Below are 18,828 nucleotides of genomic sequence, written 5' to 3' on the forward strand. Positions count from 1 at the left end.
TGGGCGCGGGTCCGGGCTCGGCGGGCGAGGCGGGCGCAGTGGCGGGCGCGGTGGCGGGTGCGGGCGCGGCGGCGGGTGCGGGCGCGGCGGGGCAGGCGGTCCCGGGTGACGGGACGGCGCCTGCGTCGGGCGCGACGCCTGGGGCGGGCGGAGACACCGGGGCCCCTGGGACGCCCGCAGTACCCGGAGACGCAGGAACGGGCCAGATGCCACCGGTGCGTACCGGCTCCGGCTCCGGCTCCGGCTCCGGCTCCGGCTCCGGCTCCGGCTCCGGCTCCGGCTCCGGGCAGTCTCGTCCGGGGGCGGGGGCGGGCCGGGAGCCGAGTGGGGGCGGTGCGCGGCAGGGGCGATGATCAGCACGGTCGGTGAGCGGCCGGGGGCCCACCCCGTGTGCGGGTGACCCTCCCCGGCCGACGCGCGGCCTTGGCCGACGCGCCGGCCCGGCCGATGCGCGGCCGGCCCCGGTGGCCCCGTCGTCAGGGCGGGGCACCGGGGCGGCCGGTCTCGGTCCTCGGGGCGGTCAGAGGTTGCCGCGGCGCTCCTGCTCGCGCTCGATCGCCTCGAACAGGGCCTTGAAGTTGCCCTTGCCGAAGCCCATCGAGCCGTGGCGCTCGATGAGTTCGAAGAAGACGGTCGGACGGTCCTGGACCGGCTTGGTGAAGATCTGCAGCAGGTAGCCGTCCTCGTCGCGGTCGGCGAGGATCTTCAGCTCGCGCAGGGTGTCGATCGGCACCCGGGTGTCGCCGACCCACTCGCCGAGCGTGTCGTAGTAGCTGTCCGGCGTGTCGAGGAACTGGACGCCCGCCGCCCGCATCTGCCGCACGGTCTGGACGATGTCGTTGGTGTTCAGCGCGATGTGCTGGACGCCGGCGCCGCCGTAGAACTCCAGGTACTCGTCGATCTGGGACTTCTTCTTGGCGATGGCGGGCTCGTTGATCGGGAACTTCACCTTGAGCGTGCCGTCGGCCACGACCTTGGACATCAGCGCGCTGTACTCGGTCGCGATGTCGTCGCCCACGAACTCCTTCATGTTCGTGAAGCCCATGACCTTGTTGTAGAACTCCACCCACTCGTTCATCCGGCCGAGTTCGACGTTGCCGACGCAGTGGTCGACGGCCTGGAAGGAGCGCTGGGCGGGCGGTTCGACGATCGGCTCGGCGGTGGCGTAGCCGGGCAGGTACGGGCCGGTGTAGCCGGAACGGTCGACGAGGGTGTGGCGGGTCTCGCCGTAGGTGGCGATCGCGGCCAGGACGACCGTGCCGTGCTCGTCCTTCACCTCGTACGGCTCGGCCACGGAGCGCGCGCCGTGCTCGACGGCGTAGGCGTACGCCGCGCGGGCGTCCGGCACCTCGATGGCGAGGTCGACGACGCCGTCGCCGTGCTCGGCCACGTGCTGCGCGAGGAACTCGCCCCAGGGGGTGGCGGGCTTGATCACCGAGGTGAACACGAAGCGGGCGGAGCCGCTCTCCAGGACATAGCTCGCGGTCTCCCGGCTGCCGTTCTCCGGTCCGGAGTAGGCGACCAGCTTCATGCCGAAGGCGGTGGAGTAGTAGTGCGCCGCCTGCTTGGCGTTGCCCACGGCGAAGACGACCGCGTCCATTCCCTTGACCGGGAAGGGGTCGGCCTGCCGGGCGGTCGCGTCGGGAGCGTGCTCTGTGGTCTGCGTCATAGCGGAAGGTTCACCCGGGCCCGCAAGGTGCGCAATAGTTCGCGTATCCACTGGGCAACGTGACCAGTGAATGCCCCGTACCGACGGGCTTTCTGTACAGGATGACCACCCAGGGAGGCGGGACCGGTGGCGATCGATCATCTGGACGGCCGCATCATCGTGCTGCTGGCGCGCGAGCCGCGGATCGGCGTGCTGGAGATGTCCCGGCGGCTGGGCGTCGCCCGCGGGACGGTACAGGCCCGCATGGACCGTCTCCAGTCGAACGGGGTGATCCGCGGCTTCGGCCCGGAGGTGGACCCGGCGGCGCTGGGCTACCCGGTGACGGCGTTCGCCACGCTCCAGATCCGGCAGGGTCAGGGCGCGGGCGTACGGGCCCACCTGGCCACCGTGCCCGAGGTGCTGGAGCTGCACACCACGACCGGCACCGGCGACATGCTGTGCCGGCTGGTGGCCCGCTCGAACGCGGATCTTCAGCGGGTGATCGACCGGGTGGTGGGCATCGAGGGCATCGTGCGCGCCTCGACGGCGATCGTGATGGAGAACCCGGTGCCGATGCGGGTGATCCCGCTGGTGGAGCAGGCGGCCGAGGAACGGGCCTGAGCGACTTGCGAAGAACCCGGCACCGAGGCCGAGGCGCGGCGGCCAGGGTCTTTCGTTTGGATCAGGCCGGATCAGGGAGCGGGGTCTGGTGGTGGGGGTCCCTCCCACGCCGTTCAGGCAGTGGGGGAGCCTCGCAAGGCGGAGGAGGGCGTCATGGCGGAGCCATGGCAACCGACGACAACGCGGCGAGACGCGGTGCCAGGGCCCGCGAGCCCGGCATGATCCAAAGGAGAGGCCCTAGCTGCGGGCGCCGGACGGACGGGCGAGCTGCGGACCCGCCTGGGCTGGACCCTGGTGGAGGTCGGACTGCGCCTGGCCACCGCCCCGAAGCCGGCGCTCGCCCACGCCTGAGAGCCGTACCGGCCCCGACGGGCTCAGCAGCTCGGGACCGAGCCGGTGCCCTTCTCCAGGGCCGTCAGAGCGTTCACCGCGCCCTTCAGGGTGGTCACCGGGATCAGGCGCAGCCCCTTCGGCAGCTCCGCCTTGGCGTCGGCGCACTCCGCCCTGGGGACCACGAAGACGGTGGCGCCGTCCCGGCGGGCGGCCTGCGTCTTGAGGGCGACGCCGCCCACCGCGCCCACCTTGCCGTCGGCGTCGATCGTCCCCGTACCGGCGATGGTGCGGCCGCCGGTGAGGTCGCCGCCGTTGCCGTCGCCGTTCAGCTTGTCGATGATGCCGAGGGTGAACAGGAGGCCCGCGCTGGGTCCGCCGATGTCGGCGAGCTTCAGCGACACCTTGATGTTCTTGTCGCCGCTGCGCCCCAGGTACTTCAACGCGGCCTCGGTGGCCGCGTCCTGGGACTCCCGCATCTGCTGCCTGTTGTGCCGCTCGATCTCCTGGACGGTGTCGCCGCTCGGGTAGACCGCGTCCCGCGGCATGACGGCCCGGTCGGTGGCGAACCAGCCGTCGATCATGTCGGCCAGCGAGACCCGCGTGTCCGGGCCGGTCGCCACGATGGTCGTCATCCGCAGCTGCCCGCCGGTGTGCCGGACGGGCGCGCCGGAGATCGTGATCACCTGGCTGCCCTTGAACGACCCGAGCACGTTCGCCGTCGAGCCCGGCTGCGCCACCGAGAACGGCAGCGGTGCGAAGGCCGCCGTGGCGAGCAGGGCCACGACGGGCAGCGCGCAGACGGCGACGGCCTGGGGGCGTGTGAGGCGAGAGAGCACGGAATCAATCTACGCGACGGCCGCTCACGTCCACCTGCCGCCCGAGTCGCCGCCGCTCACCTCAGCGCCTCGGCCACCTCCCGGGCCGCGTCCATCACCCTCGGGCCCACCCGCTCGGGTACGGAGTCGGCGAGCATCACCACGCCCACGCTGCCCTCTACGCCGGTGACGCCCAGCAGGGGCGCCGCCGCGCCGCAGGCGCCGGCCTCCAGTTCGCCGTGGGTGAGGGTGTAGCCGGGCTCGGCGAGCGGCTGGCGGCGGGCCGAGAGTATGGCCTTGCCGGCGGCGCCCCGGTCCAGGGAGTGACGGAACCCGGCCCGGTAGGCCACGTGGTAGTCCGTCCACGTCGGCTCGACGACGGCGACGGCCAGCGCCTCCGCCCCGTCGACCAGCGTCAGATGGGCCGTCGCCCCTATGTCCTCGGCCAGCGAACGCAGTGCGGGCAGGGCCGCCTCGCGCACCAGCGGGTGCACCTGCCGGCCCAGGCGCAGCACGCCGAGCCCGACCCGGGCCCGGCCGCCGAGATCACGGCGGACCAGGGCGTGCTGTTCCAGGGTGGCCAGGAGGCGGTACACGACGGTCCGGTTGACGCCCAGTTTCAGGGACAGCTCGGTGACGGTCAGTCCATGGTCCGTGTCGGCCAGCAGTTTGAGGACCCTGAGGCCCCGGTCGAGCGTCTGAGAGGTCTCCGCGGTCACGACGCCCACTCCTTAAGTGGTGAGGTCGGCGGCGGTCGTCGCGGCGGTTGCGTCACCGAGTCCCGTCAGTGACGCGCGACAGAGGCCGCCGATCGGCCTGCGGTCCGGGCCGTCCCGGACTGAAGTCGCTTCACGGCTGCGCTCCGCGGCGGCGCTGCCACGGGGCGTGTGCGTAGCGGGACACTAGCGAAGCCGGTTCGCTGAGCGGAAGTCTCCGTCCAGAATCCGGGCAAGGGCGGCCCCGGCCTGCCAGCATTCGTCCGCATACGGCCGGACGGACGCGGGCGGGGGAAGGACCGCCCCGGAGCCCGCGGGGCGTCATCGCACGTGGGTACGTCCGCGTAACGGCGTGTCACCGCACGCGAGTCGTCACCGCGCACAGGCCGTCACCGCGCACGCGTCACCGCATACGGGTCGCCCACTCCTGGACCTTGGCGATGCGCTGGCGCAGCTGTCCCGCCGTCGCCTCGGCGCTCGGCGGGCCGCCGCACACCCGGCGCAGCTCGGTGTGGATGACGCCGTGCGGCTTGCCGCTCTGGTGGACGTAGGCGCCGACCATGGTGTTGAGCTGCTTGCGCAGCTCCATCATCTCCTTGTGGGTGACCACCGGCCGCCGCTCGGCGGGCAGTTCGAGGAGGTCGGCCTCGTCGTCCGGCTTCTTGCGGCTGTGCGCGATCTGCCGGGCCTGCCGCTTCTGCAGCAGCATCTGTACCTGATCGGGCTCCAGCAGTCCGGGGATGCCGAGGTAGTCCTGCTCCTCCTCGCTGCCGGGGTGGGCCTGCATGCCGAACTCGGCGCCGTCGTAGAGGACCCGGTCGAAGACGGCGTCGGACTCCAGCGCCTCGAAGGGCAGCATGTCCTGCTCGCCGGTGTCCTCGTCCTGCTCCTTGTTCGCCTCCTCCATCTCCTTCTCGGACTCGGCGTACGGGTCCTCCTCGCCCTCCTTCTTCGGCTTGTCGAGGGCGTGGTCGCGCTCGACCTCCATCTCGTTGGCGAAGGTGAGCAGGTCGGGGACGGTCGGCAGGAAAACGGAGGCGGTCTCGCCGCGCCGCCTGGACCGTACGAAACGGCCGACGGCCTGGGCGAAGAACAATGGCGTGGAGATGGTCGTCGCGTACACGCCGACGGCGAGGCGGGGCACGTCGACGCCCTCGGACACCATGCGGACGGCGACCATCCAGCGGTCGTCGCCGGCGCTGAAGTCGTCGATCTTCTTCGAGGCGCCGGCGTCGTCGGACAGCACGACGGTGGGGCCCTTGCCGGTGATCTCGCGGATCAGCTTGGCGTAGGAGCGGGCGGAGTCCTGGTCGGAGGCGATGACGAGCGCGCCGGCGTCGGGGATGGCCTTGCGGACCTCGGTGAGGCGCTGGTCGGCGGCGCGCAGCACGGCCGGCATCCACTCGCCGCGGGCGTCGAGCGCGGTGCGCCAGGCCTGGCTGACCGCGTCCTTGGTCATCGGCTCGCCGAGCCGGGCCTCGATCTCGTCGCCGGCCTTGGTGCGCCAGCGCATGTTGCCGCTGTAGGAGAGGAAGATGACCGGGCGGACGACGCCGTCGGAGAGGGCGGAGCCGTAGCCGTAGGTGTAGTCGGCGGACGAGCGCCGGATGCCGTCCTGCCCCTCCTCGTACGTCACGAACGGGATCGGGTTGGTGTCGGAGCGGAAGGGCGTGCCGGTCAGGGCGAGCCGGCGGGTGGCGGGCTCGAACGCCTCCAGGCAGGCCTCGCCCCACGACTTCGAGTCACCGGCGTGGTGGATCTCGTCGAGGATCACGAGGGTCTTGCGCTGCTCGACGCGGTTGCGGTGCAGCATGGGGCGCACGCCGACGCCCGCGTACGTCACGGCGACACCGTGGTACTCCCGGCCGAGCGGGCCCGCGCTGTACTCCGGGTCCAGCTTGATGCCCACGCGCGCGGCGGCCTCCGCCCACTGCTTCTTCAGGTGCTCGGTGGGCGCGACCACGGTCACCTGCTGGACGACGTGGTGGTGCAGCAGCCAGGAGGCGAGCGTCAGGGCGAAGGTGGTCTTTCCGGCGCCGGGGGTGGCGACCGCGAGGAAGTCGCGCGGCTGCTCCTGGATGTACTTCTCCATGGCGCCCTGCTGCCAGGCACGCAGCTTGCTGGCGGTGCCCCAGGGGGCACGGCCGGGGAAGGCAGGCGAAAGGTGGTGGGAGGGGGCGGTAGTAGTCACGGTCTCCGGTTCGCTGTACTGAGGGCTCGGCTACGTATGACAACCGGGCCACCCTACCGGCGGCCCGGCGGTGCCGACGCGCCGACAGCGCGACGCGACTCCGGGATGGGACTCAGCTCACACGGCCCGCTCGGCGAGCTCCCGCAGCGCCTGGCCGATCGCCTTGACCTCGTCCAGTGCGCCGGTCGCAACGGCGATGACCAGGCGTTCCGCCGCGTCGATGTCGGGGCGCAGCTGCACGTCGTTCAGAGCCAGGAAGACGACACAGGAGGTCCAGGCCGTGCGCTTGTTCCCGTCGACGAAGGGATGGTTGATCGCCAGGGACTGGAGGAGCGCCGCCGCCTTGTCCAGCAGGTCGGGGTAGGCCTCCTGCCCGAACATCGCGGCCGAGGGCCGGTGCACGGCCGACTCCAGCAGGCCCGCGTCGCGTACGACGACGTCCTGGTCATCGACTGCCAGCGCGGCGATGCCCAGGACGTCCTCGGCGGACAGATAGATGAATGTCACTTGAGCCGCTCCAGCAGTTCGGCCCACTTGGCGGTCTGCTCCTTGGCCGCCTTCCGGACCAGGGCTTCGTGCGCGGTCCTGGCCAGGTAGTCGTCCACGGCCCGCAGCAGTATCGCGTGCATGCTGACGCCCTCCTCCTCGGCTCGCATCTTCAGGGCTTCCGTCTGGTCGTCGCGGAGACGCAGGTTCATGGCCATACCAGAACGGTACCACCAAGTGGGGTCAAAGTGGTACCACCAGTGAACGTCCTGGCTTTTCATGAACGGCGTATGGCAGTCCCGTTGCGGCGCGCGCCGATCCCTTGAGCGCCCCCGCCCCGCGGCCTACGGTCGAGTCACCGAGTTCGGGACGGGCGAACAACCCGGCGGGCGGACAGCCCGGTGGAAAGGAAGCCTCACCGACACGGCCGTGTGCCCGAGTGGCCCAGGGACTCGCCTGCAAAGCGAGGTACACCGGTTCGAATCCGGTCACGGCCTCTTCGAGGGAGGGACGGCGGGCGGTGCGCTGCGAGCGTGCCGCCCGCTTCGTCGTGCCGGGGGCGCCGCCCCCTCGCCTCGTGCCGGAGCGCGCCACCCCGCGCCTCGGGTCAGGGCACGGCGCCCGCTTGACTCGGGGCAGGGCGCGCCGTCCCTCGCCTCGGCTCAGGGCGTGCCGGCCGCTTCCTCGCCGAAGAGTTCCGTCCAGTACCGCCAGTCGGCGTCCTCGGTGTGGTCGGGGTCCGGCACGGTGAGCGGCGGGTCGATCGCGGTGAGGGCCTGGAGCAGCGTCAGGGCGAGCCGGTCGTAGGCCCGCGTCGACGGCTCCTCGCCCGGCGCCGGCGCCGTCTCCGTGCCCACCGCCGCCGTCCGCCTCTCGCCGTGCAGCAGCCGGAGGCCGGACACGAGGGTGGAGACGTCCTTGGCGAGCGGGTACAGCGTGGCCTCGGGTTCGCTCCAGTCCCACACCTCGCCCGTGGCGCCGTCCACCACCAGGCTGTGGTCGCCGGTCAGCCGGCCCAGGCGTATCAGGCGGTCGGCGCGAGCGGGTAGCGCGTGGGGCGAGGGGGTGGCGGCCCGGTGTTCGGCGACGGTCGGCAGGGGCGTGTCGGCGTCCGGGTCCAGACCGAACGGGGACGCGTCCTCGGGCAGGCCCGTCTCGCGCAGGAAGCGGCGGGTCGGCTCGTGGGTGAGGGCGGGCGGGAAGTCGACGTCCTCGAAGCGGACGACCCGGGCCGCGCCGAACTCCCGCGCCAGGAGGCGGTACGGGAGGTCCACGGCAAGGCGCGGGCGCGGAGCCGGGGCGGGCGTTGCCTGTTGCGGCGCTAGGGACAGCGGGCGGATCAGAGCGGCGGCGGCCTCGCGGTACGACGGCGTCTCGCCGGCCGCGTCCCGCTCCAGGGCCGTGAGGAGGAGGCGGGTGGCCCCGGCCGTCGCCTCCGGGCCGCGGCGGGCCGCGTGGGACGCCAACCGGGCTCGCAGGGAGGCCAGTTCCTCGGCCACCGCGATGAAGCGGCGCAGCGCGTGGAGGGACGGCGCGGGCGGGCGGGCGTCCAGGGGGACGGGGGCCGTCTCGCGGGCGCACGGTCCGAGGAGGCCGTCCCCGTCCCACTCCGCGTCGAACGGGTCGTACGCGTCACCCAGGCCGTACGCGCCGTACGGGCCACGCGCGTCGGGGGCGGTCGCCCTCGTCGCGGTGCAGGTCGTCGTGCTCATCGTTCCCCCGTGCGGATCGGTTCACGGGCCCGGGGCCACCCCGCTCCCGGGCGGGGGACGCCGCCGAGGCCGACCGCGGCCGGCCCTCGTCCCCACTGACCGGAACACTACGCCGCACCACTGACAACGCCTCCGGCCTGCGCGAACGCCGGCCGAACGGCCGGTCACGGGTTGGTGACCACCGCGGCCTGCGGCCGGATCGGGAGGCGGTTGACGGGGCGGCCGGTGGCGGCCCGCACCGCGGAGGCGATCGCCGCCGGCGAGGTCACGACCGGGACCGCGCTGACCGCCTTCGCGCCGAACGGCGCCACCACGTCCCGCTCCTCGACCAGTCTCACGATCCTGATGTCGGGCGCGTCCAGGGCCGTGGGCAGGGCGTACCCGGTGAGGTCTGGGTGGCGGACCAGGCCGCGCGGGGTGCGCAGGTTCTCGGTGAGGGCGATGCCCACACCCTGGGTGACGCCGCCCTCGATGCGGGAGACCAGCTGCGCCGGGTTCAGGATTCGGCCGACGTCCTGGGCCACCGCCAGCTCCACCACCCGTACCGAGCCGATCTCGATGTCGACGTCGACCACCGCGCGGATCGCGCAGAAGGCGAGGCCCACGAAGGCGTCGCCCTGGCCGGCCTCGTCCAGCGGCTCGGTGGGGTGCGGACGGCACTGCGCCGTCGCCCACAGCTCCTTGCCGTCCATCGCCTCGGTGACCGTCGTCGACAGCACGCCGTCGTACGAGGTGATCTTGCCGTCGGTGATCTGGAGCAGTTCGGTGGACATGCCGAACTTGTGCGCGAGGGGCTGGAGGAGCTGGGTGCGGACCATCTTCGCCGCCCGCTCCACCGCGCCGCCCGACACCCAGGTGTGCCGGCCGCGGCAGCCCGCGCCCGCCGGGGGCTGGTCGGTGTCGACCGGGGCCACGTGCACCTCGTCGATGCCCAGCGTCTCCTGGACGATCTGCCGGGCCAGCGTGGTGAAGCCCTGGCCGGTCTCGACGGCCGCGCACAGCACGGTCGCCACGCCGTCGTGCACCTTCACGGTGGCCGTGGAGACCTCGTCGGCGCCCTCCGCCCCGAGCATGTGCACCATGCCGAGGCCGTAGCCCACGCCCCGGCGCACCGCGCCCGGTTCGCCCGCGCCCTCGGGCCCGCCGGGCAGCAGCCACTCGTCCTCGGGGGTGTCCTTGGGCAGCCCCGGCAGCGGGTGCTCCCGCACGGCCTGGAGGAGTTCGGCGACCGGGGCCGGGCAGGTCACGGTCTGGCCGGTCGGCAGGACGTCGCCGGTCGCCATCACGTTGCGCAGCCTCAGCTCGGCCGGATCGGCGCCGAGCTTCTTGGCCAGCTTGTCCATCTGCGCCTCGTAGGCGGCGCACACCTGCATGGCGCCCTCGCCGCGCACATGGCCCGAGGGCGGGTTGTTGGTGCGCACCGCCCAGCCCTCGATGAAGGCGTTCGGGACGACGTACGGGCCGCAGGCGAAGGAGACGGCGGCGGCCAGCGCCTCGGCGGAGGTGTCGGCGTAGGCGCCCGCGTCCAGCAGGATCTGCGCCTCGACCTTGACGAGGCGGCCCTCGGCGTCGGCGTGGTGGCGGTAGCGCAGCAGGGTCGGGTGCCGGTGCGCGTGGCCGAGGAAGGACTCCTCGCGGGTGGCGGTCAGCTTCACCGGGCAGCCGGTGCGCAGCGCCAGCAGGCCGAGCGGCAGCTGGAAGCCCTGGTCCTCGCGGTCGGCGGTGGCTCCCGGGACCCCGGTGACGACGATCTTGACGTGCTCGGGCGGCAGGCCGTAGCAGGCGGCGAGCGCGTCGCGGTCGGCGTGCGGGTCGGTGGAGGCGACGTACAGCTCGACGCCGCCGTCGGGGCGGGGCACCGCGAGGCCGGCCTCGGCGCCGATGGGGGCGGGGTCCTGGCGGCCGATGCGGTACAGGCCCTCGACGACGACCTCGCCGGCCGCCTCCGGGTCGCCGTGCCGGAGCGGGATGTGCCGGATCAGGTTGCCGTCCGGGTGCAGCGGCTCGGCCTCGAAAGCCTGTTCGGGGTCGGTGACCGGGTCGAGGACCTCGTACTCGACGATGACGGCGGCGGCGGCCATCCGCGCGGTGTCCGGGTGGTCGGCGGCGACGGCCGCGATGGGCTCGCCGTGGTGGCGCACCACGTCGGAGGCGAAGACCGGGCGGTCGGCCCGGCCGCGGCCGTGCACCGGGCTGCCGGGCACGTCCTCGTGCGTGATGACGGCACGCACGCCGGGCATGTCGCGCGCGTGACGGGTGTCGATGGACACGATGCGGGCGTGCGGGTGCGGTGAGCGCAGCACCGCCGCCCACAGCAGGCCCTCGGCCCACAGGTCGGCCGCGTACGGGAAGGTGCCCTCGGTCTTGGCGCGGGCGTCGGCGGCCGGCAGCGAGGAGCCGATGCCGTGCGGCAGCGGCTCGGGCGCGGGGGCGCTCTCCGTGGCGGCAGCGGCGGCGGCTTCGTTGCTCACGCCTGGCCTCCGTCCTGGCCGTAGGGGTCGTGCGGGTCGTGCGGGTCCTGCTGGTGCGGCGCGTCGAACGCGGAGGGGTGGATCCCGCCGGCGCCCGGGCCCGCCTGATGGGGAATACGCGGCTCGTCGGCGTCCGGTTCGGCCGCGTCGTCCCCGGTGTCCGCCGCGCGCTCGGCGACGACCTCCCGGACGGCCTCCAGGACGCCCCGGTAGCCCGAGCAGCGGCACAGGTTGCCGCACAGGGCCTGGCGGGTCTCCAGTTCGGACGGCTCCGGGTTGCCCTCCAGCAGGTCGTGCACGGTCATCGCCATGCCGGGCACGCAGAAGCCGCACTGCACCGCGCCGCACCGGGCCAGCGCCCGCTGCACGTCGGAGGGCTGACCGTCCGCGGCCAGGCCCTCGACCGTACGGACCTCGCTGCCGGCCGCGGTGACGGCGGGCACCAGGCAGGAGGCGACCAGACGGCCGTCGACCTGGACGTTGCAGGCGCCGCACTCGCCCTGCGAGCAGCCGTCCTTGGCGCCCGCGAGGCCGAGGCGCTCGCGCAGCACGTACAGCAGCGACTCGCCGATCCAGGCGTCGGTGACGGGCCGGTCGGCGCCGTTGACGCGCAGCACGTAGGAGGCGAGCGGGTGTTCGTCCTGAAGCGGTGCGGGGGGCGGATCGTCCTGGGGGTCCGGTCCGTCGTGCCGGAGCTCGTGCTCGTGCTCGTGTTCGCGCGCCGCGTCCCCGTGGGCCGCGTCTTCGCGCGCCGCGTCCTGGTGGGCCGCGTCCTCGTGCGCCGCCTCTCCGTGGGACCCTCCCGGATCCGCGTCAGGTTCCGCGTCCGGGGGCGTCTGCGCGGCGGCGGCCGTGGCGGGTTCTTCGGCGGCTCCGGGCGCGTCCGCCGCCCCGCCCTGCCCCGCCGGGTCCGCGGGCGGCTCAGCGGGGCCCTCGGAGGCCTCCACGGGGCCTTCGGCGGCGTCGCCGGGCGTGTGAGCGCGGGCGGGCGCCGCCGGTCCGGATACGGCGTCGTGCCCGTGGGCGCCCTCGGCGTCGTGCCCGTACACGGGGTCGCCGTCGGAGCCGTCGTCGGATCCGTCCGCGGGCCGGCCTCCGTCGTGTCCGTGGACCGACCGGTCGGTGGACCCGTCCGGGACGCCGACGCCGACGCCGTCGGCGAACTCGGCCTCCGCGGCTTCCGGGGCCCCGGAGACCCGCTCGGCGTACCGGGCCTGCTCGGAGTGCCGGACCTGCTCGGCCTGGCGTGCCCCCTCGGCCTGTGGCGCCTGGGCGGATGCGGCGGGCGCGGGGTGGCCGGGGCCGCCGTCCGCGGGCTCGTGGCGCCCGGGCGTGTCGTGCGCGCCCGCCGCCTGCCCGTGCCCGCCCGCGACCTGCGTGTCGAGGCCGTCCGCGCCGACCGCGCCGTTCATGCCGTCCGCGCCGTGCGCGTGCGCCGCCTCCTCCGCGTGCGGGTCGGCCACCGAGGGGTCGGCCCGGTACGCGTCCGCCGCCGGACCGGCGCCGTAGGGGTCGCCCGCGGGGTCCTGCTCCGGCCGGCTCCACGGCTGGGCCGCCCACGGGGCGGAGGCGCCGCCGGGCAGGGTGGCCGGCGGGGTGCCGCCCCACTGCTGGACCAGGGACGATGTGGTGAACTCGCCTGATTCGTCGGGGAGTTCGCCCCCGGCCACCGGGATCGACCACTGCCCGGTCACATCGTGCCCCGGGGCCGCCGGCTGACCGGCCTGGGTGTCGTGCTGGCCCTGCGTCTCCTGGAAGTTCCACTGCTGGGTCGCGCCGGGGTGGTACGTGAACCGGTCGTCCCCGCCCGCGTCGCCGCCGTCGCCGTCCTGGGGCACCGCGTTGGCCTCGGGCCACCGGGTGCCCCCGGCGGGCGCGCCCGGTACGGCCCAGCCGCCGGCGGCCGTCGGGTCGGTGGCCGCGGGCGGGGCCGGGGCGACCGTTATCGGCGGCGGCACGTAGCCGTGACCGGGCGCGGCCAGCGGGCTGTCGGCGGCCAGGAGGGCGTCGATGCCGCCCTCGGGGAGCTTGACGAACGCGGTGGCGCCGTCGTCGTAGTCGCCCTGCGGCAGCGGGTTCCAGCGCCCGCCGCTCTCGGGCGTGCCCTCCGCGTGCTGGTCGTCGGTCACGACAGCGCCCTCCCCAGTGCTCGTCGGGCCAGCGCGGCGACGGTGCGCCGCAGGTGCAGTACGGCGGGCGGAAGCTGCTGCACGGTGCCGTCCGCGGCCGGGGCCGGGTCGGGGATGCAGGCGGCGGCGACGTACTCGCCGAAGGCGCTCAGCGCCTCGGGGACGATCGCCCGGTTGTTGTCCCAGTCGATGAGCTGCGCCACCCACTGCTCGGCGTCCAGCGGCCTGAGCGGCATCGGTGCTATGGCGCCGACCGCGCAGCGCACCCCGCGCCGCGCCGGGTCGAGGACCAGCGCCACGGACGCGATCGCGCGGCCGGGGCCGGTGCGGCCGGTCGCCTTCAGGAACACCTGGGGCGCGTGCAGCAGCGGTACGCGCACGTAGCCGATGAGCTCGCCCGCGCGCAGCATCTCCACGCCGGCCAGCAGGTGCGACACCGGGATCTCCCGGCGGGCCCCGCCCGGGCCCGCGATGACCAGCGTCGCCTCCAGCGCGGCCAGCACCGGCAGCGCGTCCCCGGTCGGGGCGGCCGAGGCGATGTTGCCGCCCAGGGTTCCGGCGTTGCGGATGTGCGGCGGGCCGGCGGCGCGGGCGGCGGCGGCGAGCGCGGGGATCAGCGCGGCGAAGTCGGGGCGGCCCATGCGGGCGTGGGTGAGGCCCGCGCCGAGCAGTCCGTGGCCGTCCTGGTACTGCCAGCCGCGGATCTCGCTGATGCGGCCGAGGCCGACGAGCGCGGCGGGCCTGAGCTGCCCGGAGTTGACGGCGGCCATGAGGTCGGTGCCGCCGGCCACGGGCACGGCGGCGGGCATGGCGGTGAGCGCCGCCACGGCCTCGTCCAGCGTCGTGGGCAACGTGACGGCCTGCGCCGCCTGCGGTGCGTGCGTGGTCAAACCGGCTGCCCCTTCCGCTGCCCCACTGGTCCCGCCTGTGTTGCCGTACGGTACGACCTGACAGGGCGGACGTGGCAACTCTGGCACATCTTCGCAGGGCTCGCGGACACGGGTCGGCCAGGAGGCGATCGCCCACCTCATCGGGGACATGGACCGTTTTGCCACGGCATCACCGGTGCGGGCGAATTACCGCTCTTCGCTGACCCTTGCGGGGCTTTCTCCGGTGGCGGCGCGCACGGCGGCGGGGCGCTCCGGGCGGCCGCGGTCCCGGGCGCCGGCGAGGCGCTTCGGACCCCGGGTCACCGCTGCGGCGGCGGGCCGTCGAGAGGCCGGCCGAGGATGCCGGGCCGTTGCTGCCAGGGGTGCGGTCCGGTGGGCGGGCGGTAGCCGACGCCGAGGGCGTCCAGACGCCGGTAGTGGGTGTTCATCCGCTGTTCGAGACCGGTGAAGTCCCGCTGCTCCGGGGCCGGGAGCGCGCTCCAGGCCACCTCGGCGAAGGCGGCCAGGCGGGGGAAGGCCTGGTAGTCCACGCGCGCCTGGTTCTCCAGCACCTCGGTCCACACGTTGGCCTGGGCGCCCAGCACGTGCCGGGCGGCCTCCTCGTCGAGTTCGGCCGGAACCGGCTCGAAGCGGTAGACGTCCTCCAGGGTGCGCACGAAGCCGATCGGCACGGGCTCGCCCTCGCCCGGGGCCTGCCGGTGGTCCAAGTAGACCTGCTGCTCGGGGCACATGACGACGTCGTGGCCGGCCTCGGCGGCGGCGATCCCGCCCGCGTAGCCGCGCCAGGACGACACGGCGGCGCCCTTGGCGAGGCCGCCCTCCAGGATCTCGTCCCAGCCGATGAGCCGGCGTCCGCGCGCGGCCAGCCAGTCGTCGAAGTGGCCGATGAACCAGGCCTGGAGCTCGTCCTCGTCGGCGAGTCCGAGTTCGCGGATGCGGGCCTGGGCGGTGGGCGAGGCGCGCCACTGGTCCTTGCGGCACTCGTCGCCGCCGATGTGCACGAACGGCGCGAACTCGGCGGCGTCCGCGGGGAACAGGCCGAGGACCTCCTCGAAGACGCCCTCGTAGAAGCGCAGTACCTCCTCGGTGGGGGCGAGCACGTTGGGATTGATGCCCCAGTCGTCCCAGACGGTGAGGGCGGCGGTGTCGACGACGTCGGTGTTGCCGAGTTCCGGGTAGGCGGCGATGGCGGCCTGGGAGTGGCCGGGCAGGTCGATCTCCGGGACGACGGAGATGTGCCGCTCGGCGGCGTAGGCGACGATCTCCCGCAGGTCGTCCTGGGTGTAGTGGCCGCCGTGCGGCTTCTCCTCCCACAGCGAGGACAGCCGGTGGCCGAGTTTGGTGCGGGAGCGCCAGGAACCGGTTTCGGTCAGCTTCGGGTAGCGCTTGATCTCGACGCGCCAGCCCTGGTCGTCCGTCAGATGCAGGTGCAGGACGTTGAGTTTGTGCGCGGCCATCAGGTCGAGGTAGCGCAGGACGCCGTCCTTCGGCATGAAGTGCCGGGCCACGTCGAGCAGCAGGCCGCGCCAGCGGAAGCGGGGCGCGTCCTCGATGACCTGGGCCGGGACGGTGCGGGCCGCGCCGGGGCGCAGGGGGGCACGCCGGAAGGCGTCCGGGCCGAGCAGCTGGCGCAGGGTCTGGGCGCCCCAGAAGACGCCGGCCGCGTCGCCTCCCAGGATCTCGACGCCGGCCCCGGTGACGGTGAGCCGGTACGCCTCCGGCGCCAGCGTGTCGTCCACGCGCAGCAGGACGCCGTGGGGGGTGTCCGCCGTCGCGGCGGGCGGCAGCGGCAGGCCGAGCGCCGCGCCGAGCGTGGCGCGCAGCCAGCGCTCGGCCGTGCCCGTGCCCGGGCCGGCCCACAGGGCGGTGCCGGTGTCGAGCACCGCGGCGCCGGGCGAGTACGCGGCGGCGCGCGGCGCCGGAATGATGTCGCTCACGACCTTGTCCTGGCCCACGGTCGGAGCCTAGGGACTGCCGCGGCGCCCCACAAGAGGTCTGGACCAAAAGGTCTGGACCACTCGGCGGGGCGCCGTCGCGCGTGGAGGGGGTGCGACTACTTGTCGCCGCCCTTGCCCTCGTCGCCGCCGCCGCTCATGGATTCGTAGATCTCCTTGCACAGCGGGCACACGGGGTACTTCTTCGGGTCGCGGCCGGGCACCCACACCTTGCCGCACAGCGCCACGACGGGCGTCCCGTCCAGGGCGCTCGCCATGATCTTGTCCTTCTGGACGTAGTGGGCGAAGCGCTCGTGGTCGCCGTCGCCGTGGGACACCTGCGGCGTCGGCTCTACGAGGGTCCCCGTACCAGTCCCGCGCTCGGGCTCGAGAGTGCTCATACGGAAAGGGTACTGAAACCGGCGCGCATCAGTTGAGCGACGGGTCGTCCGGATACGTGGCGACCATCGCCAGTTCGTTGCGCTGGCGGCGCAGCACCTCGCGCCACAGTCTCTCGGGGGACGGGGAGGAGACGTCGCCGGGTTCCGACTCGACGACGTACCACGCGCCCTCGGTCAGCTCGTCCTCCAGCTGGCCGGGGCCCCAGCCGGCGTATCCGGCGAAGATCCGCAGGGAGCCGAGGGCGGAGGCCAGCAGCTCGGGCGGGGCCTCCAGGTCGACGAGGCCGATCGCGCCGTGCACCCGGCGCCAGCCCAGCGGGGCGCCGTCGCCGGGGCCGTCGCCCGGGATGACGGCGACGCCGAGGGCGGAGTCCAGCGACACCGGGCCGCCCTGGAAGACGACGCCGGGCTCCCCGGCGAGGTCCGCCCAGCCTTCCAGGATGTCGCCCACGTCCACGGGGGTGGGACGGTTGAGGACGACACCCAGGGAGCCCTCCTCGTCGTGGTCGAGGAGGAGTACGACCGCGCGGTCGAAGTTCGGGTCCGCCAGGGCGGGCGTTGCCACGAGCAGCCGTCCTGTGAGCGAGGACACCTCGGTCATGCCAGACATGATCCCGCATCTTCCCCGGGTGTGGGGGGTCAATCGGCCCGGCGGGGTGAGGGCGGCTCACGGGGTACGGGAGCGTGGGGCGGCGCACGGCCGGGCCGGTGACCCCATGTGTCCGGTTAGGCACGGTTCGTGTTGTGACACAGCCATGACCTCTCCGGGTGGTACTCGGGCTTACTTCAGGGGGGTGCGCGGCGATTACTCTGTCTTCCCGGCCCCTGACCTATGTGATCGGCCGGCCCCTGCCCAACTCATCGGAACGCGAGATACATGAGCGTCAACGACGATGTCCTGCTTGTCCATGGCGGAACCCCGCTGGAGGGCGAGATCCGTGTCCGCGGTGCGAAGAACCTCGTGCCGAAGGCCATGGTCGCCGCTCTGCTGGGCAGCGAGCCAAGCAGACTGCGCAATGTTCCGGACATCCGTGACGTCCGTGTCGTGCGCGGCCTGCTCCAGCTGCACGGTGTGACCGTCCGGCCGGGCGAGGAGCCGGGCGAGCTGGTGCTCGACCCGACCCGGGTGGAGAGCGCCAACGTGGCTGACATCGATGCCCACGCGGGCTCCAGCCGCATCCCGATCCTTTTCTGCGGCCCGCTGCTGCACCGCCTCGGCCACGCGTTCATCCCGGGTCTGGGCGGCTGCGACATCGGCGGCCGGCCCATCGACTTCCACTTCGACGTGCTGCGGCAGTTCGGCGCGACGATCGAGAAGCGGGCGGACGGCCAGTACCTGGAGGCCCCGCAGCGGCTGCGCGGCACGAAGATCCGGCTGCCCTACCCGTCGGTCGGCGCGACCGAGCAGGTGCTGCTGACGGCCGTACTGGCCGAGGGCGTCACGGAGTTGTCCAACGCGGCCGTGGAGCCGGAGATCGAGGACCTCATCTGCGTGCTGCAGAAGATGGGCGCGATCATCGCGATGGACACCGACCGCACGATCCGCATCACCGGTGTGGACAAGCTCGGCGGCTACGACCACCGGGCGCTCGCGGACCGGCTGGAGGCCGCGTCCTGGGCGTCGGCGGCGCTGGCCACCGAGGGCGACATCTACGTGCGCGGCGCGCAGCAGCGCTCCATGATGACGTTCCTGAACACCTACCGGAAGGTGGGCGGCGCCTTCCGGATCGACGACGAGGGCATCCGTTTCTGGCACCCCGGCGGCCAGTTGAAGTCGATCGCGCTGGAGACGGACGTGCACCCCGGCTTCCAGACCGACTGGCAGCAGCCGCTGGTGGTCGCGCTCACCCAGGCGACCGGGCTGTCGATCATCCACGAGACGGTCTACGAGTCCCGGCTCGGCTTCACCTCCGCGCTGAACCAGATGGGCGCGCACATCCAGCTCTACCGCGAGTGCCTGGGCGGCTCCGACTGCCGCTTCGGCCAGCGCAACTTCCTGCACTCGGCGGTCGTCTCCGGCCCGACCCGGCTCCAGGGCGCCGACCTGGTCATCCCCGACCTGCGCGGCGGCTTCTCCTACCTGATCGCCGCCCTCGCGGCCCAGGGCACCTCCCGGGTCCACGGCATCGACCTGATCAACCGCGGCTACGAGAACTTCATGGAGAAGCTCGTGGAGCTGGGCGCGAAGGTCGAGCTGCCGGGCCAGGCGCTCGGCTAGAGCGAGCCGCACCGCCCGCCCCCGGGAACGGCACCCGGCCCCTGCCGGGGGTCCGGGGGTCGTCCCCCGGGCAAGCACAGCATGGAGAAGCTCGTGGAGCTGGGCGCGAAGGCCGAGCTGCCGGGCCAGGCGCTCGGCCAGAGCGAGCCGCACCGCCCGCCCCCGGGAAACGGCACCCGGCCCCTGCCGGGGGTCCGGGGGTCGTCCCCCGGGCAAGCACAGCATGGAGAAGCTCGTGGAGCTGGGCGCGAAGGCCGAGCTGC

At 73.8% G+C, this 18,828-nt stretch carries 15 protein-coding genes and 1 tRNA gene; 3 read left to right on the plus strand and 13 right to left on the minus strand.

Annotated features, from left to right (window positions below):
* Nucleotides 1-520: 520 nt before the first annotated feature.
* A complete protein-coding gene (hppD, locus tag ACH5A8_RS05130; RefSeq protein WP_398998035.1) occupies nt 521-1,669 on the minus strand; it encodes a 4-hydroxyphenylpyruvate dioxygenase in 1,149 nt (382 codons plus the stop codon).
* A gap of 126 nt (nt 1,670-1,795) precedes the next feature.
* Between hppD and ACH5A8_RS05135 the strand changes: the two genes are divergently transcribed.
* Nucleotides 1,796-2,269 (plus strand): Lrp/AsnC family transcriptional regulator, encoded by a 474-nt coding sequence (locus tag ACH5A8_RS05135; protein ID WP_398998037.1) that lies wholly within the window; start codon nt 1,796-1,798, stop codon nt 2,267-2,269.
* Between the two features lie 374 nt (nt 2,270-2,643).
* Here ACH5A8_RS05135 and ACH5A8_RS05140 read toward each other — a convergent pair whose 3' ends face one another.
* From ACH5A8_RS05140 to ACH5A8_RS05160, 5 genes are all read right to left on the minus strand, one after another.
* Nucleotides 2,644-3,438, minus strand: coding sequence for a S16 family serine protease (locus tag ACH5A8_RS05140; protein WP_398998039.1), 795 nt, complete (start codon nt 3,436-3,438; stop codon nt 2,644-2,646).
* Between the two features lie 56 nt (nt 3,439-3,494).
* Nucleotides 3,495-4,136 carry an IclR family transcriptional regulator gene (locus ACH5A8_RS05145; RefSeq protein ID WP_398998041.1) on the minus strand — a complete coding sequence of 214 codons (642 nt, stop codon included), beginning with the start codon at nt 4,134-4,136 and terminating at the stop codon, nt 3,495-3,497.
* A gap of 400 nt (nt 4,137-4,536) precedes the next feature.
* Nucleotides 4,537-6,324 (minus strand): DEAD/DEAH box helicase, encoded by a 1,788-nt coding sequence (locus tag ACH5A8_RS05150; RefSeq protein WP_398998043.1) that lies wholly within the window; start codon nt 6,322-6,324, stop codon nt 4,537-4,539.
* 117 nt (nt 6,325-6,441) lie between these two features.
* On the minus strand, nt 6,442-6,831 hold the full coding sequence (locus ACH5A8_RS05155; RefSeq protein WP_396318997.1) for a type II toxin-antitoxin system death-on-curing family toxin: 390 nt from the start codon (nt 6,829-6,831) through the stop codon (nt 6,442-6,444).
* Nucleotides 6,828-7,028, minus strand: a complete 201-nt coding sequence (locus tag ACH5A8_RS05160) for a CopG family transcriptional regulator (RefSeq protein WP_396318996.1) — start codon at nt 7,026-7,028, stop codon at nt 6,828-6,830. The genes ACH5A8_RS05155 and ACH5A8_RS05160 overlap by 4 nt, the downstream gene beginning before the upstream one ends.
* A gap of 207 nt (nt 7,029-7,235) precedes the next feature.
* Between ACH5A8_RS05160 and ACH5A8_RS05165 the strand changes: the two genes are divergently transcribed.
* Nucleotides 7,236-7,307, plus strand: a tRNA-Cys gene (locus ACH5A8_RS05165).
* Between the two features lie 165 nt (nt 7,308-7,472).
* Here the strand turns inward: ACH5A8_RS05165 and ACH5A8_RS05170 are convergent.
* The 7 genes from ACH5A8_RS05170 to ACH5A8_RS05200 all read right to left on the minus strand — a co-directional run bounded on the left by ACH5A8_RS05170 (nt 7,473) and on the right by ACH5A8_RS05200 (nt 16,948).
* Nucleotides 7,473-8,522 carry an SUKH-4 family immunity protein gene (locus ACH5A8_RS05170; RefSeq protein ID WP_398998045.1) on the minus strand — a complete coding sequence of 350 codons (1,050 nt, stop codon included), beginning with the start codon at nt 8,520-8,522 and terminating at the stop codon, nt 7,473-7,475.
* A 164-nt stretch (nt 8,523-8,686) separates the two neighbouring features.
* Complete coding sequence (locus ACH5A8_RS05175; RefSeq protein WP_398998047.1) at nt 8,687-10,993, minus strand: xanthine dehydrogenase family protein molybdopterin-binding subunit; 2,307 nt, start codon at nt 10,991-10,993, stop codon at nt 8,687-8,689.
* Complete coding sequence (locus ACH5A8_RS05180; protein WP_398998049.1) at nt 10,990-13,122, minus strand: (2Fe-2S)-binding protein; 2,133 nt, start codon at nt 13,120-13,122, stop codon at nt 10,990-10,992. The genes ACH5A8_RS05175 and ACH5A8_RS05180 overlap by 4 nt, the downstream gene beginning before the upstream one ends.
* Nucleotides 13,119-14,012 carry an FAD binding domain-containing protein gene (locus ACH5A8_RS05185; RefSeq protein WP_398998051.1) on the minus strand — a complete coding sequence of 298 codons (894 nt, stop codon included), beginning with the start codon at nt 14,010-14,012 and terminating at the stop codon, nt 13,119-13,121. The genes ACH5A8_RS05180 and ACH5A8_RS05185 overlap by 4 nt, the downstream gene beginning before the upstream one ends.
* Before the next feature lie 299 nt (nt 14,013-14,311).
* Nucleotides 14,312-15,967, minus strand: coding sequence for a beta-N-acetylhexosaminidase (locus tag ACH5A8_RS05190; RefSeq protein WP_398998053.1), 1,656 nt, complete (start codon nt 15,965-15,967; stop codon nt 14,312-14,314).
* A 98-nt stretch (nt 15,968-16,065) separates the two neighbouring features.
* The gene (locus ACH5A8_RS05195) at nt 16,066-16,347 is read right to left on the minus strand and encodes a DUF3039 domain-containing protein (protein WP_009188882.1); all 282 of its coding nucleotides are present in this window, start codon (nt 16,345-16,347) and stop codon (nt 16,066-16,068) included.
* A 28-nt stretch (nt 16,348-16,375) separates the two neighbouring features.
* Complete coding sequence (locus tag ACH5A8_RS05200; RefSeq protein WP_398998055.1) at nt 16,376-16,948, minus strand: YqgE/AlgH family protein; 573 nt, start codon at nt 16,946-16,948, stop codon at nt 16,376-16,378.
* Between the two features lie 276 nt (nt 16,949-17,224).
* Here ACH5A8_RS05200 and murA point away from each other — a divergent pair, with 276 nt between their 5' ends.
* The gene (murA, locus tag ACH5A8_RS05205; RefSeq protein WP_019980665.1) at nt 17,225-18,565 is read left to right on the plus strand and encodes a UDP-N-acetylglucosamine 1-carboxyvinyltransferase; all 1,341 of its coding nucleotides are present in this window, start codon (nt 17,225-17,227) and stop codon (nt 18,563-18,565) included.
* The last annotated feature ends 263 nt before the right edge of the window (nt 18,566-18,828 follow it).

The organism is Streptomyces sp. NPDC018610 (assembly GCF_044391765.1).
Taxonomy (GTDB): domain Bacteria; phylum Actinomycetota; class Actinomycetes; order Streptomycetales; family Streptomycetaceae; genus Streptomyces.